This is a genomic window from Allobosea sp. RIT-PG3_2, from assembly GCF_057321085.1.
The window spans coordinates 872,975-899,216 of sequence record NZ_JBXWCA010000002.1 but is presented as its reverse complement, the minus strand read 5'-3'; the positions used below and the strand labels follow the sequence as shown (position 1 = coordinate 899,216).

Below are 26,242 nucleotides of genomic sequence, written 5' to 3'. Positions count from 1 at the left end.
CCCGGAACCCAGAACAAATACCGTCTGAGTAAAGAACGCCACGCTTGCGTCTCTCCAAGAAACGCATCGGTTCTGGGTTCCGGGCTCATCGCTGCGCGATGCCCCGGAATGACCGCGGAGGTTCCGGAGGCCGTAAACCGCTCAAGCCGCGAGGTCAGCCACAAGCGCGTCTAGCAGCAGCGCGCCGTCCGGCGTCGCGGCGAGCCGGCCGCCGGGGCGGTGCATCAGCAGCTTTTCGTCGATCAGGCTGGCGACGCGCTTGGCGTTGAGTTCGCGGCCGGCGAGCGCCTTGAAGACGGCCGGATCGATCCCCTCGACGAGGCGAAGCCCCATCAGCAGGTACTCGTCGCCCTGCGCTTCCGAATTCAACAGCTCGTCCTCGACCAGCGCGTGGCCTTCGGCCTCGACACGCTCCAGCCAGATTTCCGGCCGCTTCTCGGTCGAATGGGCCATGCGGCCCTGCGCCGTCACCAGCCGGCCATGCGCGCCGGGGCCGACGCCGGCATATTCGCCATAATGCCAGTAGACCAGGTTGTGCCGGCATTCCGCGCCCGGCCGTGCGTGGTTCGAGATCTCGTAGACCGGCAGACCGTGCCGGGCCGTGATCTCCTGCGTCGTCTCGTAGAGCGCCGCACCGGCATCATGATCGGGAATCGCAAGCTTGCCCGCCCGGAACAGCCGCTCGAAGGCCGTGCCGGGCTCGATCGTGAGCTGGTAGAGCGAGAGATGCTCGGCCGCATGGCTGATCGCGAGCTCCAGCTCGGCCCGCCACAGCGCCGGCGTCTGCAAGGGCGAGCGGGCATAGATCAGGTCGAAGGAATAGCGCTCGAAATACTTTCGGGCGATCGCGACCGCGGCGAGCGCTTCCTCTGCCGAGTGCATCCGGCCGAGCGCCTTCAGGTCGGCATCGTTCAGGGCCTGCACGCCGAGCGAGACGCGGTTGACGCCGGCCGCGCGGAAATCGCGGAAACGGCCGGCCTCGACGCTGGTCGGATTCGCCTCCAGCGAAACCTCGCAGTTCGGGTCGACGGCCCAGTGCTCGCCGATCGCGTCGAGGATCGCGCCGACGGTGCGGCCTTCCATCAGCGAGGGCGTGCCGCCTCCGAAGAAGATCGACGAGACGGTGCGGCCGGGCGCCAGTGCGGCGCGGTGGGCGATCTCGCTGCGGAAGGCGGCGATATAACGCTGCTGGTCGGGCGGTTGCAGCCGCACATGCGAGTTGAAGTCGCAATAGGGGCACTTGGCCAGGCAGAACGGCCAATGCACATAGACGGCGAAGCCTGCATCCGCGGTCGGATGCGAGACGCCGGGCCGCTCGATCAGGGCGGCCGCGGGGCTCACGCCGGCTTCCTCAGGCAGGTGGCGGCGAGCGCGTGGAAGGCGCGCGCACGATGCGACAGGCCGGGCGAGCCATCGGCGGGGATGCCGTGCTTCTCTTGCGCCGTCATCTCGCCGAAGGTCTTGTCGTGGCCATCAGGCAGGAAGATCGGGTCGTAGCCGAAGCCGCCTGCACCGCGGATGTCATGCGTGACCGTGCCGAAGACGCGCCCCTCGAACAGCTCCTGATGCCCGTCCGGCCAGGCGATGACCAGCGCCGAGACGAAGTGAGCCTTGCGCTGCCCGGGCGTGGTCGCGCCGCGCTTCGCCAGTTCCATCTGCACGCGTGCGATCGCCGGGGCGAAATCCTTGCCCGGCCCGGCCCAGTTGGCCGAGAACAGGCCGGGCGCGCCGTCGAGCGCGTCGATGCAGACGCCGGAATCGTCGGAGAGCGCCGGAAGGCCGCTCGCCTGCGTCGCTGCGACCGCCTTGATCGCTGCATTCTCCGAGAACATGAACCCGTCCTCGACCGGCTCGGGCAGGCCGAGCTCGCCGGCCGAGACGAGCTCGATGCCGTAGGGCGCCAGCAGCTCGCGCATTTCGCGCAGCTTGCCCTGGTTATGGGTCGCGATCACGACCTTGCCGGAGAGGAGGCGGTGGTTCGGCATCGGTATCTCTCGTTACCCGCCTCGTCATCCCGGGCTTGACCCGGGATCCATCGAAGGGCGTCGCAACTCTACGATGGATTCCGGATCTGCGCTTCGCTGCGTCCGGAATGACGGTGTTGTTCGATTGCTTGTGCGATCGGCCGGATCAGGCGACCGCCGCCTTCTGCAGCGCGACAAGCTTGCTGACGCCGCCCTTTGCGAGCTTGAGCAGCGCAAGCAGCTCCTCTTCCGAGAACGGCGCGCCTTCCGCCGTGCCCTGCACCTCGACGAGGCCGCCCGTGCCGGTGATGACGAAATTCGCGTCGGTCTGCGCGCCGGAATCCTCGACATAGTCGAGATCGATCACCGGATTGCCGGCGACGATGCCGCAGGAGATGGCGGCGACATGGTCCTTGAGCGGGTTGGTGCCCTTGAGCAGGCTGCGCCCTTCCATCCATTTCAATGCGTCATGCAGCGCCACCCAGGCGCCGGTGATCGAGGCCGTGCGGGTGCCGCCATCGGCCTGCAGCACGTCGCAATCGACGACGATCTGGCGCTCGCCGATCGCGGTGAGGTCGACGACCGCGCGCAGCGAGCGGCCGATCAGGCGTTGAATCTCCTGCGTGCGGCCGGAGGGCTTGCCGGAGGTGACCTCGCGGCGGGTGCGCTCATGGGTGGCGCGCGGCAGCATCGAATACTCGGCGGTGACCCAGCCCTTGCCGGTGCCGCGCAGCCACGGCGGCCCCTTTTCCTCGACGGTCGCGGCGCAGAGCACCTTGGTCTCGCCGAACGTCACCATGCAGGAACCCTCGGCATAGCGAACCACGCCGCGCTCGAGCGTGACCTTGCGCATCTCGTCTGCGGCGCGTTTGGAGGGTCGCATGAAATAATCCTGTCTTGCGGAGAAGTGGCGGCTTGTAGGCGCTCATGCCGCGCTCGGCAAGGCGCCGGCCCTGTTTCACCCCTTGATCCGCGCCTCCTGCATGACGACAATAGGGTTGGAACGACGGTTCGCCCGAACAGGTTCATGAGCGCCCATACGCCCCGCCCCGAGACGATGAGCGGCCTGGTCGAGACCGACCAGCGCTCGCGCGAGATTTTCCGCCAGATCGTCGACGGCTACCTCGCGACCGGGGAGCCGGTCGGTTCGCGCAATATTGCCCGCCTGCTGCCGATGGCTCTGTCCCCGGCGACGGTGCGCAACGTCATGACCGATCTGGAGCTGGCCGGGCTGATCTATGCGCCGCATACTTCCGCCGGGCGCCTGCCCACGGAACGGGGCCTGCGCTTCTTCGTCGACGCGATGATGGAGGTCGGCAACCTCACCTCGGACGAGCGGGCGCGCATCGAGGCGCAGATCCGGGCCGGGGCAGGCCATCGCAATCTCGACCAGACATTGACCGAGGCCTCGGCGCTGCTCTCCGGTCTCTCGCGCGGCGCCGGCGTGGTCGTGACGACCAAGGCCGATCCGCGACTCAAGCACATCGAATTCGTCCGGCTCGATCCGGCCCGCGCGCTCGTCGTCCTCGTCTCGGAGGACGGCGCGGTCGAGAACCGCCTGCTGGCGCTGCCGGTGGGTTTGCCCGCCTCGGCGCTGGTCGAGGCCGCGAACTTCCTCAACGCCCGCATCCTCGGCAAGACGCTGGCGGACCTGCGCGGCGAGATCGCCGGGCAGCGCGCGCTGATGGAGCGCGAGCTCGATGTGCTCACCGCGCGGCTGGTGGAGAGCGGCATCGCGACCCAGTCCGGCCCCGGCAGCGACCGCCATCTCATCGTGCGCGGCCAGGCCAACCTGCTCGAGGACCTCCGGGCGCAGGAGGACCTCGAACGAATCCGCATGCTCTTCGGCGATCTCGAGACGCAGACCGATGTCATCGATCTCCTCACCCGCGCCGAGCAGGGCGACGGCGTGCGCATCTTTATCGGCTCGGAGAACAAGCTGTTCTCGATGTCGGGTTCCTCGATGGTGGCGGCGCCGTTCCGCGATGCCGAGCAGCGCATCGTCGGCGTGGTCGGCATCATCGGCCCGACGCGGCTGAACTATGCCCGCATCGTCCCGATGGTCGACTACACCGCCAAGGTCGTCGGCCGCCTGCTCGACGGCGAGCGCTGAGGCGCCGGGCCATCGCCGTCATCCCGGGCTTGCCCCGGGATCCATCGCCGGGCGCGGCACTCTTCGATGGATTCCGGATCGGCGCGGCTTCGCCGCTTGTCCGGAATGACGACAGGTTTTCACTTGAAGAATTTGGCTTCCGGCGCGGATGCGGCTAGGTGTGCGCGAAAGCGACCCGTTTGCGAACACCCAAGGCCAGATCCATGTCAGACCAGCTTCCCGACCGTCTTTCCGTCAACCCGGACAGCCCCTTCTACAACGCCGACGTGCTGGCGCGTGACATCGGCATCCGCTTCAAGGGCGTCGAGAAGACCAATGTCGAGGAATATTGCGTCTCCGAAGGCTGGGTGAAGGTCGCGGCCGGCGCCGCCAAGGATCGCTTCGGTCGGCCGATGACGATCACGCTCAAGGGCCCGGTCGAGCCTTATATCCGCGGCAACGTCGAGAGCTGAAGCGCGCCATTCCTACCGCCGTCATTCTCGGGCTTGACCCGAGAATCCCAGGCAAGACGAAGCGCTGGAGCCTCCACCGGCAAGAGATGCTCGGGTCAAGCCCGAGCATGACGCCTGTCACTCAAGCGAGGCCCTTGTAGAAAAACGTCGAGCCGCAGTCGGCTCCATCAGGCATCAGCGCATAGCGCGGGATGGTGCCGGCTTCCGTCCAGCCGAGCCGATTGTAGAGCCGCCGTGCCGCGCCGTGCTCGTCCGTGTCGAGCACCAGCAGGTCGCGTCCTCTATCGCGCGCGATCGCTTCTGCACGCTGCATCAGTGCTTCGCCAATGCCCTGCCGGCGCGCACGGGAATGCACCAGCACCTTGGCGATCTCGGCCCGATGCGGCTGGTTCGGTTTGCCGATCAGGTGAAGTTGCGCCGTGCCGACGAGGCCGTCCGCCGCGCGCGCGCCCAGCAGGACAACCTGCCCGCCCGCGACGCCAGCCGCGACATCGCGCCAGAAGCGCTCATAGTCCGCCGTCGTGTTCCAGTTCATGAAGCCGACCGAGGCGCCGTTGGCGACGCAGTCGCGCAGGATTTCGGACAGCGCCGGAATGGCGGCCTCGGCAGCCCGGGCGTCGAAGACGTCGATGGCGACGGAGAAGCTGACCGCGTTCATGCGATATGTCCCGGAAAACTGCCGCGCCCGGCGGCGAGGATGACGACGTAGCGGACGGGCACGGCGCCCGGATTGCGGTAGATGATGGCGCCGCGCAGATGCATCTGCAGGCAGTCACCCTCGGAAAGCGCGTGGCCGATACCCTCGACCGTCAGGTCGAGCCTGCCTTGCAGCACCCAGACCTGCTGGTCGAGTGCAGGTGCACCCGTCGCGTTGTCGAGGCGGACCTCGGCGCCGCCCGGCAACTCGACCTCGACGATCTCGAAGCCCGATCCCGTGCCGCGCGGCGAGACGTTGCGGCGCAGATAGCCGCTCGCCGGATCGCGCCAGACCGGTTGGGCAGCATGCCGCGCCAATGGCCCGGTTCCTGCCTCCTCTTCCAGCAGCGCCGAGAGCGACAGGCCGAGCCCGGAGCCGAGGCGGACCAGCAGCGCTGCGGTGGGGCTCGATTCGCCGCGCTCGACCCGCGAGATCATCGCCCGGCTGACGCCGCTGCGCTCGGCCAGCACATCGAGCGTCAGGCCATGGCGCTGGCGGGCCGACTTCAGGCGCTGCCCCAGGCGGCGGTCGATTTCGGTGTCGTTCTCAAATTCCATATTGAGAGAATAATTCTTAGATAATGGAAATTGCAAGAGACAACGTTCAGGATGCCCGCGCTGAAGCCCCTGCCGTCATCCCGGCTTGACCTGGGATGACGCGGCGGCTCCCGAGCAAAACAGGCCTCCGGAAGGGTCTCTCGAGAGGCCGGCGCTTGGCGCGGCGCGGCATCACTGCTATGGCGCGCGCATGAGCACCCGCACCATCGACAATATCCGCAACTTCTCGATCGTCGCGCATATCGACCACGGCAAGTCGACGCTGGCCGATCGTCTGATCCAGCAGACCGGCACCGTCGCGGCCCGCGACATGAGCGAGCAGATCCTCGACTCGATGGATATCGAGAAGGAGCGCGGCATCACCATCAAGGCCCAGACGGTGCGGCTCGACTATCGGGCGCAGGACGGCAAGGACTACGTCCTGAACCTGATGGACACCCCCGGCCACGTCGATTTCGCCTATGAGGTCTCGCGCTCGCTGGCGGCCTGCGAGGGCTCGCTCCTGGTCGTCGATGCCTCGCAGGGCGTCGAGGCGCAGACGCTCGCCAACGTCTATCAGGCTCTCGACGCCAACCACGAGATCGTTACCGTCCTCAACAAGATCGACCTGCCCGCCGCCGATCCCGAGCGGATCAAGCAGCAGATCGAGGATGTGATCGGGCTCGACGCCTCCGAGGCCGTGCCGATCTCGGCCAAGACTGGCATCAATATCGAGGGCGTGCTCGAAGCCATCGTCACCAAGCTGCCGGCGCCCAAGGGCGATCCCGACGCGCCGCTGAAATGCCTGCTGGTCGACAGCTGGTATGACGCCTATCTCGGCGTCGTCGTGCTCGTGCGCGTCATCGATGGCGTGCTCAAGAAGAACATGACCATCCGGATGATGCGCGCAAACGCCTCCTATGGCGTCGATCGCGTCGGCGTTTTCAAGCCCAAGATGCAGGAGGTCAAGGAGCTCGGCCCCGGCGAAGTCGGCTTCTTCACCGCCTCGATCAAGGAGGTCGCCGATACCGCCGTCGGCGACACCATCACGGACGAGAAGCGCCAGACCCCGCAGGCGCTGCCGGGCTTCAAGCCGGTGCAGCCGGTGGTGTTCTGCGGCATCTTCCCGGTCGACGCCGCCGATTTCGAGGTGCTGCGCGCCGCGATGAGCCGGCTGCGGCTGAACGATGCGTCGTTCTCCTACGAGATGGAGACGTCGGCGGCGCTCGGCTTCGGCTTCCGCTGCGGCTTCCTCGGCTTGCTGCATCTGGAGATCATCCAGGAGCGGCTGGAGCGCGAGTTCAACCTCAATCTGATCTCGACCGCGCCTTCGGTGGTCTACCATCTCAAGCTGCGCGACGGCACCACGCTGGAGCTGCACAACCCGGCCGACATGCCGGACGTGATGAAGATCGAATTCATCGAGGAGCCCTGGATCAAGGCGACGATCTTCACGCCCGACGAGTATCTCGGCTCCGTCCTGAAGCTCTGCCAGGACCGCCGCGGTATCCAGACCGACCTGTCCTATGTCGGCTCACGCGCCAAGGTCGTCTACGACCTGCCGCTGAACGAGGTCGTGTTCGATTTCTACGACCGGCTGAAGTCGATCTCGAAGGGCTACGCCTCCTTCGACTACGCCATCACAGATTATCGCGAGGGCGACCTCGTGCGCATGTCGATCCTGGTCAATGCCGAGCCGGTCGATGCGCTCTCGATGCTGGTCCATCGCTCGCGCGCCGACGCTCGCGGCCGCGCCATGTGCGAGAAGCTCAAGGAGCTGATCCCGCCGCACATGTTCCAGATTCCGGTTCAAGCGGCCATTGGCGGCAAGATCATCGCGCGCGAGACCATCCGCGCGCTGCGCAAGGATGTGACCGCCAAGTGCTATGGCGGCGACGCCACCCGCAAGCGCAAGCTTCTGGAGAAGCAGAAGGAAGGCAAGAAGAAGATGCGGCAGTTCGGCAAGGTCGAAATCCCGCAGGAAGCCTTCATCGCCGCCCTCAAGATGGACGACTGAGCGGCTCCGGCCGCTCGCGAGCACGCGGCATTTCCGGAAGGGCGCCGTCATCCCGGACAAGCCGCGAAGCGGCGCCGATCCGGGATCCATCGAAAGGCACTTGCGCTCTATGATGGATCCCGGGGCAAGCCCCGGGATGACGGTGCGGTTTCGACGAGAAATGACGCGTTAGATCGCCTCGGCACCGAGCTTCGCCTGCCAATGGGCGAGGCGCTCCTTCAGCACGCGATCCCGAACATAGACGATATCCTCGTCCTCCAGCCGTTCGAGCGCCTCGAACCGGAAGGCGTCCGGACCATACGCGTTCGAGGCCGCCTGCAAGGAGCGCTGGCGATGGCCGCCATGGCGCAATGTGAAGCGCAGGCGATTCTCGATCGTCGCGAGATCGGGTGCGCGGCCGACCCAGATCAGCCCGGCCGCCTCGCAGCGGAAGGCGAAGATGCCTGCCACCGTCTTCCGTTCCTTGTAGGCGGCTGTCGCCGCTCTCCTGTCCGCCATCTGCATCGGTTCAACCCATCCTGTCTGATGAGCGTTCAATAATACCCGGATTTTATTAACGCAACATTTTATCCGGGTATTTTACGCCGCGACTGCTTTTCGAATGAACAATCGCGCCGTCGGCGCGTTGTTTCCATGAATCCACACTCTCATGAGGAGGTCCCGATGGACTGGAATCGCGTCGAAGGAAACTGGAAGCAGGTCAAGGGCAAGGTCAAGGAACAGTGGGGCAAGCTGACCGATGACGATCTCGACGTCATCGCCGGCAAGCGCGACCAGCTCGAAGGCAAGATTCAGGAGCGTTACGGCCTCGCGAAGGACAAGGCGCGCACCGATATCGATGATTGGTACGGCCGCCAGACCTGGCAGTGACCGCGGCGGCCGCTGATCGGCCATCCGTAAGTCTGAGACGAAGCCCGGCGCATGCGCCGGGCTTTTTGCGTGGAACGGCGGCCTTGATCGCGGCCGGCAACCGGCCGAAGGTTGGGGGTGATCGAAGCGGGATGCCTGATGTTCGACGATCTCTCAGGGAAGCGCGCCCTTGTCACGGGCGCATCGGGCGGTCTGGGGCTGCATTTCGCGAAGCTGCTCGCGCGCCATGGCGCCGACGTCACCTTGGCGGCGCGACGTCCGGCCGCATTGGACGCTGCCTGCGCTGAGATCGCGGCCCGCGGCGGCAAGGCCGGCGTTTTGTCGCTCGATGTCGTCGATTCCGCTTCGATCAAGGAAGCGCTTGCCGGCAGGTCTTTCGATATCCTGATCAACAATGCCGGCATCAGCGGCGCCGGGCGAGCGGCTGACCTCAGCGAGGCCGATTGGGATGCGGTGATCGACACCAATCTCAAGGGCGTCTTCCTCGTCGCACAGGCGGTGGCGCGCGGGATGCGTGAAGCCGGGGGTGGCACCATCGTCAACATCGCCTCGATCCTTGGCCATCGCGTCGCCGGCGGGGTCAGCGCCTATGCCGCGTCGAAGGCCGGCGTGATCCAACTCACCAAGGCGCTCGCGCTCGAATGGGCGCGCGACGGCATTCGCGTTAACGCGCTGTGTCCCGGCTATATCGAGACCGATATCAACCGCGATTTCTTCGCCAGCGAAGCCGGCCGGCAGCTCGTCAAGCGCATCCCGCAGCGCCGCCTCGGCCAGCCGGAGGAACTCGACGGCGCGCTTTTGCTGCTGGCCTCGGCCGCCGGAAGCTACATCACCGGCTCGACCATCGAGGTCGATGGCGGCCATCTCGTCTCGTCCCTGTGAGCGAACCATGAACTTCGAGATCACGCCCCGGATCGAAGATTATCGCGCGCGTATCGCCGCGTTCGTCGCCCGTGAGATCATCCCGCTCGAAGCGGACCGGGCGTCCTATGATCCGCATGGCAACATTGCGCTGCCATTGCTGGAGACGCTCCGCGCCAAGGCGCGTGCCGAAGGGCTCTGGTGCCTGCAGCTCAAGCCCGAAACCGGCGGAGCCGGGCTCGGCAAGATCGGCATGGCGGTCTGTTACGAGGAGATGAACCGCTCGATCTTCGGCCCCGTCGTCTTTAATTCGGCCGCGCCCGACGACGGCAACATGATGATGCTGGAAGCGCTCGGCACGCCCTATCAGAAGGAGCGCTGGCTCAAGCCGATCGTCGAGGGCCGGGTCCGTTCCGCCTTCGCCATGACCGAGCCGCATCCGGGCGGCGGTTCCGATCCCTCAATGATCCTGACCAAGGCCGAGCGGCGCGGCGACCGCTACGTCGTCAGCGGCCGCAAATGGTTCATCACCGGCGCAGAGGAGGCCAAGCACTTCACCCTCATTGCCCGCACCTCCGACGATCCGCGCAACGGCCTCACCGCCTTCCTCTTCCATGCCGACCAGCCGGGCTGGCGCATCCTGCGCCGCATCGAGATCATGGGGCCCGAAGAGCATGGCGGCCATTGCGAGATCGAGTTCGACGGGCTCGAAATCCCCGCCGAGGATGTGCTCGCCGGCGAGGGCAAGGGCATGAAGGTGACGCAGGTGCGGCTCGGCCCGGCCCGCCTGACCCATTGCATGCGCTGGCTCGGCCTCTCCAGGCGCTGCATCGAGATCGCGCAGGCCTATGCCGCCGAGCGCTACGGCTTCGGCCAGCGCCTCGCCGACCGCGAGAGCATCCAGCTCAAGCTCGGTGACCTCGCCATGCGCATCGAGATCGGCCGCATGCTGGTGATGAAGGCGGCCTGGGAGCTTGAGCGCGGCGGATTCGCCCGCAAGGAGGTCTCGATGGCCAAGGTCCAGGTCGCCAACGTCCTGCACGACGCGGCCGATGTCGCGATCCAGATCAACGGCGCGCGCGGCTACTCCAAGGACACTGTGCTGGAGTGGATCTACCGTTACGCCCGGCAGGCGCGGCTGGTCGACGGCGCTGACGAGGTCCACAAGATGGTGCTGAACCGCTTCCTGACCGAGGAGGGCCGCGATTTCTGGCGCTGGCCCGTCGCCGGGCAGGTGCAGGACTGAGGTTCGGCGATGGCGGGACAGGATAGCGAGGCCGCGAGCGGCAACCTGGATTTCGACCCCGCCGCGCTGGCGGGCTTCCTGCGCGAGCGCTTCGGCGCCGGGAAGCTCGCCATCGAGCGCATCGGCGGGGGCCAGTCGAACCCGACCTATTTCGTCGATCATGGCGAACGGCGCCTCGTGCTGCGCAAGCAGCCGGCCGGGCCGATCCTGCGGGGCGCACATGCCATCGACCGGGAATATCGCGTTCTAGAAGCGCTGGGACCGACGAATGTCCCGGTGCCCCGCGCCGTGCTCTTTCACGTCGATCCCGAGCCGCTCGGCACGCCCTTCTACCTGATGGAGCGGTTGGAAGGCCGCGTCTTCCACGACTGCGCGCTGCCGGGATTGGAGCCGGACGAGCGGCGCGGCATCTATCTCGGCATGGCCGAGGCGCTGGCGAAACTCCATGCCGTCAGCCCGGATGCGGTCGGGCTTGGCGACTATGGCCGCCCCGGCAACTACTTCGAGCGCCAGATCGCGCGCTGGACCGGGCAGCTGCGCGAGTCGCCGGGCGAACGGATCGCGGAGCTGGAGACTGTCGCGGCCTGGCTGCCGGCACATCTGCCCCCCGACGACGGCCAGGTCTCCATCGCCCATGGAGATTACAGGCTCGGCAATCTGCTGTTCCACCCGACGAAGCCCGAGGTGATCGGCATTCTCGACTGGGAATTATCGACGCTCGGCCATCCGCTCGCCGATCTCGGCTATTGCACCATGCCCTGGCATACCGCCCCGGACGAGTATGGCGGAATCCTCGGGCTCGACGGCGCCGCGCTCGGCATTCCCACCGAGGCCGAATTCCTAAGGCATTATTATGCGCATGCCGTGCCGACGGCTCCCCTGCTGCGCTTCCATCTCGTCTTCGCGCTGTTCCGTTTCGCCGTGATCTTCGTCGGCATCGCCGATCGTGTGCGGGCCGGATCGGCAGCAGGGACGAATGCTGCCGCATTGGCGCCGCTGGCACAGCGCTTTGCGCGGCGCGCCCTTGAGTCCATGGAAGGGCAGGGCGTCTTTCTCGGGCGAAGCGAAGCGTAGACCCGGGAATCTCAGGCCAGAGCGGGCAAGTTTAAGAAACGGGCGGATCGAGCCCGCCTATGATGGCGCGTTCAAATCGCGTCAGTGGTGAGGCGGGGGGCGTGCTGCTCGCGCTCTCATCCTTCAGCGCCACGCCGGAGAGCCCGCGCGCAAAGGCCGCCTCGACCAGCCAGGCAGCGCGTGCGGCGGCCTCGGAGGGTGCCAGACCGGCGCCATGGATGTTGGAAACGCAGTTGCGTTCGCCGTCGTTGCGGCCGGGGCGCGGCGCGTAGGTGACATAGACCCCGAGGCTGTCGGGGCAGGAGAGGCCGGGTCGCTCACCGATCAGCAGCAACGTCAGGCGCGCGCCGAGGAGTGCGCCGATCTCGTCGCCGATCGCGACCCGGCCCTGCGAGACGATAACGGCCGGCGACAGCGACCAGCCAAGGCGCTGCGCGAGAGGCAGGAAAGCCGCCACGAAGTTTATCGCGTGGGCCTGGACGGCGCTCGCCGAAAGACCGTCGGCGATGACGAGCGCGATATCGCAGCCCGTGCCAGCGCGGCTTTCCAAAAGGGCCCGGCTTTCGGAAGTGAGGCTGCGGCCGAGATCGGGCCGCAGCAGGTAGGAGGCACGCCCGGCCGCGCGGCTCGCCACTTGAAGGCTATCGAGCCCGGGCGTTGCCAGTTTGGCCGCAAGTTTTCCGACATCGAGCTCGGCGTGGACGGCATCGCGCGCCTGTGCATGCGCTAGTGCGAAACGCAGCGTCTCGCGCGTGCCTAGCCCCGAGCCGGCACGGCCGATGCCGATGCGCGCCGGCGTCAGTGCCGACAGCCTTGGCCAGGGATCGGGCACGCTCACGCCACCAGCTCCGCCAGCGAGGTAATCAGGCGCGGCGCGCCGGCCTGGGGCCGGAGGCGGCCATCGGTTCCGGTCAGGCCCTGCTCCTGCAGCCAGCGCTCGAATTCGGGCGCGCGCTTCAGCCCGAGCAGGTCGCGGATGTAGAGCTGGTCGTGGAAGGAGGTCGACTGATAGTTCAGCATCACGTCGTCGGCGCCGGGCACGCCCATGACATAGGTGACGCCGGCGGCACCGAGCAGCGTCAGCAGCGCGTCCATGTCGTCCTGATCCGCTTCGGCGTGATTGGTGTAGCAGACGTCGCAACCCAGCGGCAGGCCCATCAGCTTGCCGCAGAAATGGTCTTCCAGCCCGGCGCGGGTGATCTGCTTGCCGTCATAGAGGTATTCCGGGCCGATGAAGCCGACGACGGTGTTGACCAGCAGCGGATCGAAGGCCCGGCAGACGGCATAGGCGCGCGCCTCCAGAGTCTGCTGGTCGACACCGTGATGCGCCTCCGCCGAGAGCGCCGAGCCCTGCCCCGTCTCGAAATACATCAGGTTCTGTCCCAGCGTGCCGCGCTTGAGCGAGAGGCCGGCCTCGTAACCTTCGCGCAGCACCGCGAGATCGATGCCGAAGGAGCGGTTGGCGGCCTGCGTGCCGGCGACGGACTGGAAGACGAGGTCGACCGGTGCGCCGCGTCCGATCAATTCGATCGAGGAGGTGACATGGGTGAGCACGCAGCCCTGCGTCGGGATCTCGTAGCGCCGGATCACCTCGTCGAGCAGCTTGAGCAGGTCCGACAGCACGGCGAGATTGTCCGAGACCGGATTGATGCCGATGACGGCATCGCCGCAGCCATAGGACAGCCCGTCGATGATCGATGCAGCGATGCCGCGCGGGTCGTCGGCCGGGTGGTTCGGCTGCAGGCGCACGCCCATGGTGCCGGGCAGGCCGATCGTGTTGCGGAAACGGGTCACCACCCGGCATTTCCGCGCCACCGCGATGAGATCCTGCAGGCGCATGATCTTGGAGACGGCAGCCGCCATCTCCGGCGTGATGCCCCGCGCCAGCCTCGTCAGCGCCTCCTGCGAGGCTTCGTCCGAGAGCAGCCAGTCGCGAAAGCCTCCGACCGTCAGGCTGGCGACGGGCGCGAAGGCCGCGACATCATGGCTGTCGACGATCAGGCGGGTGACCTCGTCGGTCTCGTAGGGGACCAGCGCCTGCGACAGGAAGGTCGCGAGCGGCAGGTCGGCGAGGGCCATGCGGGCGGCCACGGCCTCTTCAGCAGATCGAGCCGCCAGCCCCGCGAGCTGGTCGCCGGAGCGCAGCGGCGTCGCCTTCGCCATGAGATCGCGCAGGTCGTCGAAGACATAGCTTCGCGAACCGATGACATGGCGATAGGCCATGCGCTTCACCTCTCTGCTGCCGGCGGGGCTGGTCGGCGTCCCCGCGCGATCGATCGCCCGATCTTCAGCATGAATCGTGCCGGCGGGCAAAAGCTGGGGGTTGCCTTCTCCGCAACAGGGATCGCGCCTCCGGCAGCCTGCCGAGCGATCCAAGGTCGGCGGCGAGACGATGCGTCGGGAGATTTCAGGAAATCACCAGTATTCACTAATTTAGAATGATTAAAAACAGAGCGATTTGCTTTGATGGACCCCGCAAGACTGTGTAAGCGCGGGGGAGTTCTCGATAAGGACGGTTGTCATGTTTGTTCTGCCCCGGCTGACCCGCCTGCTCTCGGTTGCCGCACTGGCTATTGCCGCCTTGTCGGCTTCGGCGCGGGCCGAGACGATCGAGGTGACCGATCTCGCCGGGCGCGTCGTCAACGTCACGCGCGATCCATCGAAGATCGTGCTCAGCGAAGGCCGCCAGCTCTACACGCTGGCGATGCTGGACCGCGAGGATCCGTTCAAGCGCGTCGTCGGCTGGGGCAACGACCTGATCCAGAACGATCCGGGCGCCTGGGCGAAATATCTGGCGAAGTTCCCGAAGGCCAAGGACGTCGCCGATATGGGCAACCCTTTTGCGGCCGATGTCAGCATGGAGAAGATCGCCTCGCTCGGCACCGAGGTCTACATCCTCGACCTCTCCAACTACTTCAAGGCGCAGGAGACCGGCCTGCTCGGCAAGCTCGAGAAGGCTGGCATCGCCACGGTCTTCGTCGATTTCCGCCAGGATCCGACACAGAACGTGCTGCCGAGCGTGCAGTTGCTGGGCCGCGTGCTCGGCCGCGAGAAGGAGGCGAACGCCTTCGCCGACTACTACATGCAGCAGACCCGGCGCATCTATGCCCGCGTCGGCTCTATTCCCGACAAGAAGAAGCCGATGGTCTTCGTCGAGCGCGCGGCCGGCCTGCTGCCTTGCTGCGCCACCTTCGGCCCCTTCAATTTCGGCCGCTTCATCGAGGAGGCCGGTGGACGCAACTGGGGCAGCCAGTTCTTCTCGGCCTTCCAGGCCGAGGCTGCGCAGGAGAAGGTGCTCTCCGACAATCCCGACGTCTATTTCCTGACCGGCGCCAACTGGTACGGCAGCAATCCCGGCAGCACTGCCGTCAGCCTCGGCTACGACGCCACGCCTGAAAAGGTCCAGAAGGAGATGTCGGCGCTGATGCAGCGGCCCGGCTTCCAGCAGCTCAAGGCGGTGCAGGGCAAGAAGGTGATGGCCTTCTACCACCAGTTCTACGACGCGCCGTATTACTTCGTCGCCGAACTCGCCATGGCCAAAGAACTCTACCCGGATCTTTTCAAGGATCTCGATCCGGAGGTGGTGTTCAAGGAATTCCACGAGAAGTTCCTGCCGATCGCCTATTCCGGCGTGTTCTGGGCGAAGCTCCAGTGAGCGCGGCCTGAGGCGATGACGGCTGTCCTGCCCGTGCCGGCGACCGCGACTGCGGACTATCGCAAGCGCAATACGAAGCGCCTGAGGCTCGTGCTTCTCGGCGTTGTCGCGCTCGTCCTCGCGGTGGCGCTCGATGTCTCGATCGGGCCGGGCAATCTGCCGCTCGCCGATGTACTGCGCACGCTGGCCGATCCGCAATCGGCCACGCCGCGGCTGTCCGTCATCGTCTGGGATCTGCGCCTGCCGATCGCGCTGATGGCGCTCGCCGTCGGCGCGATGCTGGGCCTGAGCGGGGCAGGCATGCAGACCATTCTCGCCAATCCGCTGGCCGACCCCTTCACGCTCGGCGTATCCGCCGCCGCGACGGTCGGCGCCTCCGTCGCGATCGTCTTCGGCTGGAGCGTCATCCCCGGCGCCGGAGCGTTCATCGTCACGGCCAACGCCTTCGTCTTCGCGCTTGCCGCGTCGCTCGTCCTGTTCCTCATGACCAAGCTGCGGGGCGTCAGCGCCGAGACGATGATCCTCGTCGGCATCGCTCTGCTCTTCACCTGCAACGCCATCACGGCGCTGCTGCAGTATCGCTCCAACGAGGTGCAACTGACCCAGATCGTGTTCTGGACGCTGGGCAGCCTCGCCCGCGCCACCTGGACCAAGGTCGGCGTCGCCGCCGTGCTGATCGGGCTTGCGTTGCCGTTCTTCCTGATGCGCGGCTGGGCGCTCACCGCGCTCCGTCTCGGCGACGAACGGGCGGAAAGCCTCGGCGTCCGCGTCGATCGCCTGCGGTTGGAAATCCTGATCGCGACCTCGCTGCTGGCCGCGGTCTCGGTCTCCTTCGTCGGCGGCATCGGCTTCATCGGGCTCGTCGGCCCGCATATCGCGCGGCTTTTGGTCGGCGAGGACCAGCGCTTCTTCCTGCCCGTGGCGACGATCGCGAGCGCGGTGCTGCTCTCGCTGGCTTCCACCGTCTCGAAGGTGATTACGCCGGGGGTGATCTATCCGATCGGCATCATCACGGCGCTGATCGGCGTGCCGTTCTTCATCAGCCTGGTCATGTCGATCCGCAACAAGGCAGCCTGACGATGGCGCTCGCGATCCGCGATCTCGATTTCCGTTACGGTTCGACGCCGGTCCTGCGCGGGCTCGGCACCGGCGACCTGCCGCGCGGCGAACTGACGGCGCTCGTCGGCCCGAACGGCTCCGGCAAGTCGACGATGTTCCGCTGTGCTGCCGGCCTGCTGCGGCCTCAAGCCGGCCATGTCAGCCTCGACGGCCATGACTTGGCGGGGCTCCCGCAGCGAGAGCGGGCGCGCAAGGTGTTCTACCTGTCGCAGGATACCGAGGCACGCGTCGTGCTCTCGGTCTTCGACATCATCCTGCTCGCCCGCAAGAGCCTGCATCGCGGCTTCGCGCTCGCGGCTTCGGCCGACGACACCCGCGCCGTCGAGGCGGTGATCGAGGAACTCGGCCTCGGCCCCTTCGCCTCGCGCGATATTGCGACGCTCTCGGGCGGCCAGCGCCAGCTTGCGGCGATCGGCCAGGCGCTGGTGCGCGAGCCGGACGTGCTGCTGCTCGACGAGCCGACCAGCGCGCTGGACGTCCGCCGCCAGCTCGACGTCATGGCGACGATCCGCGCCGCGACGCGCCGGCGCGGCATCGTCACCGTCGTGGCGATCCATGATCTGTCGCTCGCGGCCCGCTTCGCCGATCGCGTGCTGGTCATGAATGCCGGCCGGATCGCCCAGGCCGGTCAGCCTGAAAAGGTGCTTGCGCATCCCGCCGTTGCGGAGACATATGCGGTCGGCGTTCACCTTGAGCGCTCGGCCCGGGGTACCCTGCTGGTCGAGCCCTATATCCACGGTCAGTGAGCCATGTCCGTCCCCGCCTCGCACGACAACTTCACCCTGAAGGAAGAGATCCGCGCCTATTGGTCGGTTCGCGCCGAGAGTTTCGATCTCTCCTTCGGCCATGCGATCAAGTCTGACCGGGAGCTCAAGGCGTTCCAGCGCCTGATCGGCGACTCCTTCGGCCCCGAGCCGCTGGACGTGCTCGACCTCGCCTGCGGCACCGGCGAGATCACGCGCGCGCTGCTGTCGCTGGGCCACCGCGTCACGGCGCTCGACTTTTCCGAGGCGATGCTCGAACGGGCCCGCGCCAAGCATGGCAAGAACGCGCGCTTCCGGCTTGGCGACGCCGAGCATCTGCTCGACGAGGATGCGAGCTATGACGCGGCGATCACCCGCCATCTCGTCTGGACGTTGACCGACCCGGAGGCCGCCTTCGCCGAGTGGTTCCGGGTTCTGCGCCCCGGTGGCCGCCTCCTCGTCATCGATGGCGACTGGATCAACCGCAGCCGCTGGCAGGCGCTGGTCAACCGCTTCGGCAACTGGCTGCGCGACAAGCGCGGCGCGCCTGTCCACCAGATCGATGCCGACACCCATGCCTCGATCGCCCAGCGCTTCTATTTCAAGGACGGGCTGAGCCGGCAGCGTCTCGAGGACATGTTGAAAACGGCTGGCTTCGTCGATATTGCGCCGGCCGACTACATCCAGGTCGTGCGCGAGCAGCAGCGCGCCGCGCCGCTGCATGATGCGATCCGGCTGTCGTCCTCGACCCGCTTCGCCCTCCTCGCCCGGAAGCCCTCGGCATGACCGCGAAGCCGGACTGGGACGCCTCGCAATATCTGCGCTTCGAGGACGAGCGCACGCGTCCGCCTGCCGATCTCCTCGCCCGCGTGCCGCTCACCCAGCCGAAGCGCTGCATCGATCTCGGCTGCGGCCCCGGCAACAGCACCGAGCTGGTCGCCCAGCGCTTTCCCAAAGCCTTGACGGAGGGGCTCGATTCCTCGCCGGACATGCTGGAGAAGGCGCGCAACCGCCTGCCGGACCTGTCCTTCGTGCTGGGCGATGTCGCGACCTGGTCCGACGCCGCCGGCTACGACCTGATCTTCGCCAATGCCGTCCTGCAATGGCTGCCTGATCACGAGGCGCTGTTCCCGCGGCTCGCGCGCTCGCTGGCGCCGGGCGGCTGCCTTGCCGTGCAGATGCCGAACAATCTCATGGAGCCGTCGCATGTCGCGATGCGCGAGGTCGCCGCGGAAGCGCCATGGGCCGAGAGGCTCGCCACCGCCAAGGCGGAGCGGTCGGCGATCGGCTCCTTCGGCGATTACCGGCGCTGGCTCGCAGCCGCCGGCTGCCGGGTCGATATCTGGCAGACCACCTATGTGCACGCGCTGGCCGGAATCGAGGCCATCGCCGAATGGTTCAAGTCGACCGGGCTGAAGCCCTATCTCGACCGTTTGACGCCGGCTGAGCGCGAGATCTTCATCGAGCGCTATCTGGAGCATATCGCCCCCGGCTATCCGGTCGAGAGCGACGGGAAGGTGCTGCTGCGCTTCCCGCGCCTGTTCATCGTCGCCGTTCGCGAAGGCTGACCGCGGCCAGGATCAGGCCTTGGCTGCCTCCGCCTTCTTGGCGGCGACGTGTTCCTCGTCGGTCGCGCCGTTGCGCCAATAGCTGACGACGAGATGCTGGTCGCGCTCCGGCCGCAGCTTGCCGCGCGCCGCCGCCCGGATCTCCCGGAAACCGCCATGCTCCATCGCGGCCCAGAGATAGGTGGCCGGCCCTTCCGCCGGCCAGTCGAGTGCCGCGAAAGCCTCCTGCAATAGCGGCAGGCTGCCGGGCGCCGCATCGCAGCGATGCAACCAGGTCAGGGCGATCCCGGTCGGGCGTCGCAGCGGCTGCTCCTCGCCGGCATTGGCCACTTCGAAGAAGGCCTGTCCCACAGCCTCGGCGGGCAGGTTCTCCAGCATGCGCGCCGCCGCCGGAAGCCCCGTCTCGTCGGCAAGGAAGACGTAGCGCTCGGCGGTCTTGAGGCCGCGCCCGCCGGGCCCGCCCATCCCGACCAGATCGCCCGTCTTGGCCCGCATCGCGAAGGCCGAACCGGGGCCGGCATCCTCGTGCAGGACGAAGTCGACCGCCAGCGTGCCGGCCGCAGAATCGATCTCGCGGATCGTGTACTTCCGGACGATAGGGCGCGATTCGGCGGGCGGCTGCAGCAGGAGGCCGTCATCGCCGACCATCGGCCAGCTCGGCGCCGTCACACCCTCGGGCGGGATGAACAGCCGCACATGCAGCGCATCGATCTTGTCGAAGCGGCCGAGATTCTCGCCGCGGAAGCGGATGCGGCGCATATGCGGCGTGATCGTCTCGACGCCGGTCACGGTCAGCACCCGGAAATCGGCCGGCAGCGCCGGACCCGTGCCGTCGCCGATCCAGCGCATTTCCGGCGCGGCGCCCTTCGGGGCGAATTCGATGACATGGCTGGCGATCGCGCGCTTCATCTCCTGCAGCGCAGCCACGTCAGGCGCCTCGACCGTGACGTCGAGCGCGGCGGCCGAGAGGCCGATGCGCGCCTGGCTGGCATCGAGCAGGATCACCGTCGCGCCCTCCTGTTCGCTGATTACGGCCTCATGCTCGACGAGATGCGCGCAGAGCGGCCTCAGGACGCTTTCCGGATCGGCCAATGCGATCCGGGTCGAGGTAGCCAGCATGATGATCTCCGTCAGGGTTTGCCGGCTGCCGGGGCCGCGATCCACAGCGTCCCGTCGAGCGGGATGGCCGAGAAGCGCGCGCCCTCCGCAAGCGTAGCGGCCGGGTCGATGTCGCGAAAACGCTCAGGATGGAGCCATTTCGCCAGCGCCTCGATGGCGACGACATGCAGCGGCGTGTCGTTGAAGAGGTGCCAGAACCCGAAGGCGCGCCGCTTCTCGATGGCCGTGAGCGTCGACAGAGATGGTGTCGCGAGCAGCTTGGCGAAGCTCGCTTGCGCATCGGCTTCGCCAACGCCGAGGCCGAGCACCAGCCCGCCGAGCTTCGCCAGATGTGTGCCGCCGGTCGCGACATAGAAATCGGGGTCGGCGCTGATGAGCTGCTCCAGCCCGATCTGCCCGGTTGCGCCCGGCAGCATCGCGGCGGCGATGTTGCGGCCGCCCGCGGCATGGACGAATTCGTTGAAGGTGCCCTGGCCGGCGGTCATGCAGCAATCGTAGCCACCGGCATGAGCATGGATGAAGACGGAGGGCCGGGTCGCACCTGCGACGCGGTTTGCGACGCGCTGCATCCGCTCCTCGTAGAACGCGATCAACTTGTCCGCCTGTTCCTCGCGGCCGATGAGCCGCCCGAGCGCCCGCAGGCTCGGCACGGTGTCGCGCAGCGGCTCCAGGAAGAAGTCGACGACCACGACGGGGATACCGGCACCCTCCAGCTTCTCGACGAGATCGCCCGGGCCGCGGCGGGTGCCGGCGAGCGAGCGGCTGAGCACGACGAGATCCGGCCCGAGCGCGATCGCTCGCTCCAGCGAGAAACCGTTCGCCGTTCCCCCGTCGCCGACGATGGGAAGCGCGTCGATCGCCGGAAACCGCGCCCGGTAGCGGGCGAGCGCATCCGCGTTCTGGCGTTCGAGATCGTTGCCCCAGCCGGCGAGCAGGCTGACCGGATCGGGATGGAGCAGGCCGAGCGCGTTGAGCTGCCGGCCTTGTGCCAGCACGATGCGCCTTGCCGGCGCAGCCAGCCTGACGGTGCGGCCGAGCACATCGGTCGCCGTGACCGGTTCGCTCGCCCTTGCGGACAGAACCGGCAGGGCCAGACCGGCCAGAAGCAGTGATCGCCTGTCGATCGTCATGCGGCTGCGACCTTGTCCTGTGCCGTCCCGGTCAACGCGAAGGCCACGGCCCGCGACAGCATCGCCGGGATCACCGAGACGTGGTTCTCGCCCGGGAATTCCACGAACTCGCAGGCCACCCGGCCGGAGGCTCTGAGGCGCTCGGCCATCTCCGCGGCGTTGTCGCGCATGCGGGCTCGCGCCAGTCGCTCGGCTCGCTGCGCGCCCACGGCGAGCCCCGGCCCTTGCTCCAGACCGCCTACTGTCATCAAGAGCCGTCCGGCGCGGGGCGTGCCGAGGCGGAAGGCGTCCTCGCTCGCCAGGATCGCGCGATCCTGCCACCAGATCGACGGGCTGCCGGCGACATGGGCTTCGAAGAGACCGGGCCGGTTGAAGCAGGCATGGAGCGCGAACAGCCCGCCATAGGAATGGCCGACCAGCGTGCGCCGGGCCCGGTCGAGCGGGGCGAGGCGTTCGACGAGGGGAAGGATTTCGCCCGCAATCATGTCGAGGAACCGGTTGGCGCCATCAGGCACGGGCAGCAGGTCGCGCTGGCGGCGCTCCGCATCGAAGGGCTGACCGCCGGGATAGCCGATGCCGATGATCACGGCGGGGCTCACCCCGGTCGCTTCTGGCCTCAGCGCCTGCAGGTTTGCGGCGGCTAGGGCCGTCGCGAACAGAGCATGGCCGTCGACAAGTATCATCGCCGGGAAGCCGCTTGGTGGGGCGGGGTCGGGTGGTATCGAGATCAGCAGCCGATAGCGCGATCCGTCCCGGGCCTCGAAGTCACGCTGCCAGGCCTGCGGCAGCATGACCGGCTGAAGCTCCGCATCTGATCCGTTCGGCTGCTGCACGCTCGACCTCACCAGCGATAGGATAGCGTCGCCAGGACGGTGCGGCGCAGGCCGAAGGAGCACTGCACGGCGGCGTAACAGCCGGCGATGTACTCCTTGTCGAAGAGGTTCTGGGCGTTCACCTGCAGCTTCCAGGCCTTCATCGACGGGTTCAAGGCGCCGAAATCATAGCTGATCATCGCATCGAACAGCGTGTAGTCGGGGGTGAAGAAGGTGTTGCCGGGATCACCGGCGCCTTCGCCGACATAGCGCACGCCGCCGCCGAGACCGAGGCCGGCCAGAGGCCCGGTCTTGAAATTGTAGAGCGCCCAGAGCGAGGCCATGTGGCGCGGCACCACCGTCGGGCGCTTGCCCAGGTCGACGCCGTTGCTCCTGGTCACCTCGGCATCGGTATAGGCATAGGCGGCCACGAGGTCGAAATTGTCGAAGAGCGTGGCGCGTGCCTCGACCTCGACGCCGCGGGCGCGAACCTCGCCGGTCTGGATCTGGAAGCCGACATTGTTCGGGTCGGTGGTGGCGACGTTGGTCTGGGTGAGCTGGTAGACCGCGGCCTGGAAGGAGGCGTTCCAGCCGGTCGGCTCGTATTTGAAGCCGGCCTCGTACTGTTCGCCTTCGGTCGGCTTGAAGGCCTGGCCGCCGAAGGTGGTGCCGGCCACCGGCTCGAAGGAGGTCGAATAGCTCGCATAGGGCGCGAAGCCATTGTCGAAATTATACATCAGCGCGACGCGGCCGGTGCGGGCCGTATCGTCCTGCTTTGTCAGGACGCCCGTGTTGACGGCCCGGGTGCGCGCTTCGGCCCGGTCGAACCGGCCGCCGACCAGCAGGGAGAGCCGGTCGAGCTTGATCTGGTCCTGAAGGTAGACGCCGTACTGCTCGGTCGTCTGCTTGGTCAGCGGCGTGGCCGGCAGCGCGAAGGGCACGCGTCCGTAGACCGGGTTGGTGAAGTCGAGCGTCTGCACGGTGCCGCCCGCTCCGGTGCGGGCCGAGCCGTCCATCCAGTAGCCGTCGACGCCGAAGAGCAGCTTGTGGGTCAGCGGTCCCGTGCGGAAATCGGCCTGGAGCTGGTTGTCGATGCCGGCGGTCCGGGCATTCTCGTTCGACACGGTGACACGGCGGTTCAGCGTCTTCTGGTCGGCGGCGATGCTCGCGACCGCGACGGTCCGGAACCGCGATTCGAGGTCGGAGAGCCGGACATTCTGGCGGAAGGTGAAGACGTCGTTGAAGCGGTGCTCGAACTCGTAGCCGGCGTTGAGCTGGTTGCGGCTATAGCCCTCGAAACGCGGCTCACCCGGGAAGAACTCGCTGCGGATGCGGCCGGCGCGGCTCGGCAGCACGGTGCCGACGGCCGGGATGAAGCCGTAGAACCCGGTTTCGGGGTCGCGCTGGAACGAGGTCAGCAGCGTGAAGGAGGTCGCCCCGTTCGGCCGGTAGGTCAGCGAGGGCGCGATGAAGATGCGTTCCTCGCGAGTGTAGTCGACCTGGGTGTCGGCGGCGCGGCCCAAGCCGACGACGCGATAGGTCCAGGTCTTGTCGGGGGTGACGGGGCCGCCGAAATCGAAGGCCATCTGCGCCCGTTCATAGCTGCCGAACTGGAGTTGGACCTCGCCATGGGCCTCCTCCTTCGGCTTCTTGCTGACCATGTTGACGATGCCGCCGGGCTTGACCTGCCCGAAGACCACCGAGGAAGGCCCGCGCAGAACCTCGACCCGCTCCAGCCCCCAGGGCTCGTAGGCCGGCACGAGGAAGTTGACGCCGCGCTGGTAGCGCAGCCCGTCGAGATTGTTGATGAAGCCGGCGCCACCGCCGCTGCCGCCGAAGCCGCGGATGAAGGCGCTGTCGTAGCGACCCGAGGACAGGCGGGTCTCGGCGAGCACGCTGGCGGTGTAGCGCAGGGCCTGGCCGACGCTCTGCGCGCTCTGGTCGTCCATCTGCTGGCGCGTGACCACGGTGACGGACTGCGGGGTCTCGATCAGCGGCGTATCGGTCTTGGTGGCGGTGTCGCTGCGCCGGGCGACATAGCCGTTCACCGGGCCGCCGGCCTGCTCGCCCTGAACCTGGATGGTGTCGAGGCTGATTGCGTTGCCGTTCTGTGTCGGCGCGCCGCTCTGCCCGAAGGCTGCGCCCGACCAGCCGGCGACGATGGCCGCCACTGCGACGCCGGCCCGTCTCGCCGCGCGATTGCCGATGATGATCCCGGTCATGCCCATATTCCTGCCCCGGGCGCCAGTTGCGCCCCATACCGGGGTTCTTTCAGGAAGCCGGCCATACCGGCAACGCAGCTGACTTTCGATCGCGGCAGTATTTCTTTCGGTCGCGTTTCGAACGCATCCAAGCAGGAAAAGCAGCTCCGGCGCATCGCGTCTGCTCAGCGCAGGGCGCTGGGCGCGATACCGAACCGCTTCCGGAAAAGCCCGGAAAAATGAGCGGGGCTGTAGCCGACGCGGAAAGCGGCGACGGCGACGTTCGCCTCGCCGCTCGCGATCATGGCATAGGCCTGCTGGAGCCTGTGCTCCTGCAGATATTCGAAGACGCTGGTGCCGAACTCGGCCCGGAAGGCGGCCGTGAGCTTGGTCGGGTTGAGGCCGCTCAATCGTGCGAGCTCCGCCAGGCTCGGCGGCTCCTGAACCGCTTCGAGCAGCAGGTCGCGCACGGTATGGACCTGCTCGCGCAGGCGTGGATTGAGTCGTGCGGGGCGCGGCGGCCGCTCGCCGAGCATGCGGTCCAGCACCAGCGCGCCGAGTTCGAGCGCCTTGCCGGCGAGATAGAGCGGACGCAGGGCTTCGCCCACCGGGCAGTCGGCCATCTGGAGCGCCAGGGCGCGGACCGGCGCATCCGCAGGGCGCACCCAGAACCCGGCATCGCCGGCGCAGGCCTGCCGTGCAGCCTTCGCGACGGCCTCGCCGAATTCGCGCGCGACGAAGTCGAAATCGAACTGCATCAGCGCATAGCGCAGCTCGCCATCGGCTAGCCCGGTGCGCTGCTGCACGTGATCGCCGCCATTCGCGGCGACGAGGACCGCCGGGCCGTCGAGCACCACGGCCGGGCGGTCGTCCAGCTCAAGTGCCTGCCGACCCTCCAGCATCACGGCAACCTTCAGCCCCGGTCGCATCGGCCCCGTGACGCGCTCGCCCTCATGGATGAAGAACGAGCCGGCGGAGAGCGAGAGATTGCGCGAGAACAGCTCCAGGCTTGCGGAAGGCAATCGTGCGGAACTGGAACGGACGGACATCGCGACCCCTGGGAAGATCGCTCCAGCTTAGGGTATCAGGGAAAGAAAATCAATAAAATCAATACTTTAAATAGATTCTAAGGTTCGGATGGCCTCTGCGGGAGCGGGAGCCGCGCAGCAATGCGGGCTCGCGCCTAGAGATAGGGCGGGGTGCAGGCGCTGACGACGATGCAGCGGTTCGTCCCGATATTGCGGAAACGATGCGGGATGCGGCTGTCGAAGAGATAGGCGTCGCCCGGGGTCAGCACCTTGATCTGGTCGCCGACCGTGACTTCGAGTTCGCCGGAAAGGACGACCCCGCCTTCGTGGGAATCGTGCTTCAGCATCGCGATCCCGGTGTCGGCGCCCGGCTCGTAGGATTCGTGCAGGATCTGCAGGTTGTGCGCCTGGGCATCGCCGACCTGGCGGAAGGACATCTGCCCCTGGCTTTCGCCGCCATTGACCTGGTGCAGGCGGGACGTCAGGTCGAGCAGGTCGGGCGCCTCGAAGAACACCTTGTCCTTGGGGGTTCTGTCTTCGTCAAAAAAATTCACCATGCTCATGGGAATGCCGTCGAGAATCTTGCGGAGCGAAGCGACCGACGGACTGTTCCGATTCTGCTCGATCAGCGAGATCAGGCTATGCGTCACGCCGGAGCGCGCGGCGAGTTCGCGCTGGGAAAGTCCCGCGGTGAGCCTGATTTCCTTCAACCTGCCGCCGACATCAAAGCTCATGGCCGTCCTCCGTCCCCATTCTCAGCGCCTTTTTCATTTCTGCGCATGATCCAAGAGGCGCCTGCGCGGCAGCCCTTGCCTTGCTCAATATTCTGAGCAATGCTGCACGGAAGCCAATAAGAAAATAGTGTCTTGGGGAACAGGCGAAGTGGATTAGTTTTCGCGATCAAAGCGCACCGTTCAGATAAAAAATCCAGTCCTGTCCGACAGGGCCGCGCGGAGGCGAGCTTTCGTTCCGCGCGACGGTAGATGCTTGTCCGAATACTAGGCACTCGCCAATGCCTGCGACGAGAATTCAACAGC

The 26,242-nt window shown here is 67.0% G+C and carries 26 protein-coding genes; 12 read left to right on the top strand and 14 right to left on the bottom strand.

All coding sequences use genetic code 11. The annotated features are described in order from the left end of the window. Positions 1-141: 141 nt before the first annotated feature. From hemW to rph, 3 genes are all read right to left on the bottom strand, one after another. Complete coding sequence (hemW, locus tag AC2FAN_RS09815) at positions 142-1,341, bottom strand: radical SAM family heme chaperone HemW (RefSeq protein WP_485173591.1); 1,200 nt, start codon at positions 1,339-1,341, stop codon at positions 142-144. Then, complete coding sequence (rdgB, locus tag AC2FAN_RS09810) at positions 1,338-1,985, bottom strand: RdgB/HAM1 family non-canonical purine NTP pyrophosphatase (protein WP_485173589.1); 648 nt, start codon at positions 1,983-1,985, stop codon at positions 1,338-1,340. The genes hemW and rdgB overlap by 4 nt, the downstream gene beginning before the upstream one ends. Before the next feature lie 145 nt (positions 1,986-2,130). Next, the gene (rph, locus tag AC2FAN_RS09805; RefSeq protein WP_265051117.1) at positions 2,131-2,847 is read right to left on the bottom strand and encodes a ribonuclease PH; all 717 of its coding nucleotides are present in this window, start codon (positions 2,845-2,847) and stop codon (positions 2,131-2,133) included. Positions 2,848-2,991: 144 nt separating this feature from the next. On the opposite strand from rph, the gene hrcA reads away from it, so the two are divergent. Next, positions 2,992-4,077 carry a heat-inducible transcriptional repressor HrcA gene (gene hrcA, locus AC2FAN_RS09800; protein WP_265051118.1) on the top strand — a complete coding sequence of 362 codons (1,086 nt, stop codon included), beginning with the start codon at positions 2,992-2,994 and terminating at the stop codon, positions 4,075-4,077. A 203-nt stretch (positions 4,078-4,280) separates the two neighbouring features. After that, complete coding sequence (locus AC2FAN_RS09795) at positions 4,281-4,529, top strand: DUF3297 family protein (RefSeq protein ID WP_265051119.1); 249 nt, start codon at positions 4,281-4,283, stop codon at positions 4,527-4,529. A gap of 121 nt (positions 4,530-4,650) precedes the next feature. On the opposite strand, the gene AC2FAN_RS09790 is transcribed toward AC2FAN_RS09795, so the two are convergent. Together AC2FAN_RS09790 and AC2FAN_RS09785 are read right to left on the bottom strand one after the other, a co-directional pair. Continuing rightward, a complete protein-coding gene (locus tag AC2FAN_RS09790; RefSeq protein ID WP_485173587.1) occupies positions 4,651-5,187 on the bottom strand; it encodes a GNAT family N-acetyltransferase in 537 nt (178 codons plus the stop codon). Further along, a complete protein-coding gene (locus tag AC2FAN_RS09785) occupies positions 5,184-5,783 on the bottom strand; it encodes a helix-turn-helix domain-containing protein (RefSeq protein WP_265051121.1) in 600 nt (199 codons plus the stop codon). The genes AC2FAN_RS09790 and AC2FAN_RS09785 overlap by 4 nt, the downstream gene beginning before the upstream one ends. A 190-nt stretch (positions 5,784-5,973) precedes the next feature. Between AC2FAN_RS09785 and lepA the strand changes: the two genes are divergently transcribed. Then, entirely contained in the window at positions 5,974-7,779 is a 1,806-nt protein-coding gene (gene lepA, locus AC2FAN_RS09780; protein WP_485173585.1) for a translation elongation factor 4, read from the top strand. A gap of 168 nt (positions 7,780-7,947) precedes the next feature. Here lepA and AC2FAN_RS09775 read toward each other — a convergent pair whose 3' ends face one another. Next, positions 7,948-8,283 carry a GIY-YIG nuclease family protein gene (locus AC2FAN_RS09775; protein WP_485173583.1) on the bottom strand — a complete coding sequence of 112 codons (336 nt, stop codon included), beginning with the start codon at positions 8,281-8,283 and terminating at the stop codon, positions 7,948-7,950. Positions 8,284-8,442: 159 nt separating this feature from the next. Between AC2FAN_RS09775 and AC2FAN_RS09770 the strand changes: the two genes are divergently transcribed. From AC2FAN_RS09770 to AC2FAN_RS09755, 4 genes are all read left to right on the top strand, one after another. Beyond that, on the top strand, positions 8,443-8,649 hold the full coding sequence (locus AC2FAN_RS09770) for a CsbD family protein (RefSeq protein WP_265051124.1): 207 nt from the start codon (positions 8,443-8,445) through the stop codon (positions 8,647-8,649). Positions 8,650-8,787: 138 nt separating this feature from the next. Beyond that, positions 8,788-9,531 (top strand): SDR family NAD(P)-dependent oxidoreductase, encoded by a 744-nt coding sequence (locus AC2FAN_RS09765; RefSeq protein WP_485173581.1) that lies wholly within the window; start codon positions 8,788-8,790, stop codon positions 9,529-9,531. 7 nt (positions 9,532-9,538) lie between these two features. Next, on the top strand, positions 9,539-10,756 hold the full coding sequence (locus AC2FAN_RS09760) for an acyl-CoA dehydrogenase family protein (RefSeq protein ID WP_485173579.1): 1,218 nt from the start codon (positions 9,539-9,541) through the stop codon (positions 10,754-10,756). Between the two features lie 9 nt (positions 10,757-10,765). Continuing rightward, complete coding sequence (locus AC2FAN_RS09755; RefSeq protein ID WP_485173577.1) at positions 10,766-11,830, top strand: phosphotransferase family protein; 1,065 nt, start codon at positions 10,766-10,768, stop codon at positions 11,828-11,830. 31 nt (positions 11,831-11,861) lie between these two features. Here the strand turns inward: AC2FAN_RS09755 and eutC are convergent, their stop codons facing one another. Both eutC and AC2FAN_RS09745 read right to left on the bottom strand, forming a co-directional pair. After that, on the bottom strand, positions 11,862-12,668 hold the full coding sequence (gene eutC, locus AC2FAN_RS09750; RefSeq protein ID WP_485173575.1) for an ethanolamine ammonia-lyase subunit EutC: 807 nt from the start codon (positions 12,666-12,668) through the stop codon (positions 11,862-11,864). Further along, positions 12,665-14,053 (bottom strand): ethanolamine ammonia-lyase subunit EutB, encoded by a 1,389-nt coding sequence (locus AC2FAN_RS09745; protein WP_485173573.1) that lies wholly within the window; start codon positions 14,051-14,053, stop codon positions 12,665-12,667. The genes eutC and AC2FAN_RS09745 overlap by 4 nt, the downstream gene beginning before the upstream one ends. A 298-nt stretch (positions 14,054-14,351) precedes the next feature. Here AC2FAN_RS09745 and AC2FAN_RS09740 point away from each other — a divergent pair, with 298 nt between their 5' ends. From AC2FAN_RS09740 to tam, 5 genes are read left to right on the top strand one after another with little or no spacing between them, the layout of a single operon-like run. Beyond that, positions 14,352-15,485: an ABC transporter substrate-binding protein gene (locus AC2FAN_RS09740; RefSeq protein ID WP_485173571.1), complete on the top strand. Its 1,134-nt coding sequence runs from the start codon at positions 14,352-14,354 to the stop codon at positions 15,483-15,485. Positions 15,486-15,500: 15 nt separating this feature from the next. Beyond that, a complete protein-coding gene (locus tag AC2FAN_RS09735) occupies positions 15,501-16,562 on the top strand; it encodes a FecCD family ABC transporter permease (protein ID WP_265051131.1) in 1,062 nt (353 codons plus the stop codon). A gap of 2 nt (positions 16,563-16,564) precedes the next feature. Further along, complete coding sequence (locus AC2FAN_RS09730) at positions 16,565-17,350, top strand: ABC transporter ATP-binding protein (protein WP_485173569.1); 786 nt, start codon at positions 16,565-16,567, stop codon at positions 17,348-17,350. 3 nt (positions 17,351-17,353) lie between these two features. Then, complete coding sequence (locus AC2FAN_RS09725; RefSeq protein ID WP_485173567.1) at positions 17,354-18,133, top strand: class I SAM-dependent methyltransferase; 780 nt, start codon at positions 17,354-17,356, stop codon at positions 18,131-18,133. Continuing rightward, positions 18,130-18,915, top strand: a complete 786-nt coding sequence (tam, locus tag AC2FAN_RS09720) for a trans-aconitate 2-methyltransferase (protein ID WP_485173565.1) — start codon at positions 18,130-18,132, stop codon at positions 18,913-18,915. The genes AC2FAN_RS09725 and tam overlap by 4 nt, the downstream gene beginning before the upstream one ends. Before the next feature lie 12 nt (positions 18,916-18,927). On the opposite strand, the gene AC2FAN_RS09715 is transcribed toward tam, so the two are convergent. The 6 genes from AC2FAN_RS09715 to AC2FAN_RS09690 form a co-directional block, all read right to left on the bottom strand. After that, positions 18,928-20,034 (bottom strand): DUF2218 domain-containing protein, encoded by a 1,107-nt coding sequence (locus tag AC2FAN_RS09715; RefSeq protein WP_485173563.1) that lies wholly within the window; start codon positions 20,032-20,034, stop codon positions 18,928-18,930. 11 nt (positions 20,035-20,045) lie between these two features. Next, positions 20,046-21,164 (bottom strand): ABC transporter substrate-binding protein, encoded by a 1,119-nt coding sequence (locus AC2FAN_RS09710; protein ID WP_485173561.1) that lies wholly within the window; start codon positions 21,162-21,164, stop codon positions 20,046-20,048. Beyond that, positions 21,161-21,997: an alpha/beta hydrolase gene (locus tag AC2FAN_RS09705; RefSeq protein WP_265051137.1), complete on the bottom strand. Its 837-nt coding sequence runs from the start codon at positions 21,995-21,997 to the stop codon at positions 21,161-21,163. Before AC2FAN_RS09705 ends, AC2FAN_RS09710 begins: the two co-directional genes overlap by 4 nt. An 8-nt stretch (positions 21,998-22,005) precedes the next feature. Continuing rightward, positions 22,006-24,198 carry a TonB-dependent siderophore receptor gene (locus AC2FAN_RS09700; RefSeq protein WP_265051138.1) on the bottom strand — a complete coding sequence of 731 codons (2,193 nt, stop codon included), beginning with the start codon at positions 24,196-24,198 and terminating at the stop codon, positions 22,006-22,008. A gap of 164 nt (positions 24,199-24,362) precedes the next feature. Beyond that, complete coding sequence (locus AC2FAN_RS09695) at positions 24,363-25,226, bottom strand: helix-turn-helix transcriptional regulator (RefSeq protein ID WP_265051139.1); 864 nt, start codon at positions 25,224-25,226, stop codon at positions 24,363-24,365. Between the two features lie 134 nt (positions 25,227-25,360). Beyond that, the gene (locus tag AC2FAN_RS09690) at positions 25,361-25,939 is read right to left on the bottom strand and encodes a cupin domain-containing protein (RefSeq protein WP_265051140.1); all 579 of its coding nucleotides are present in this window, start codon (positions 25,937-25,939) and stop codon (positions 25,361-25,363) included. Positions 25,940-26,242 lie beyond the last annotated feature (303 nt).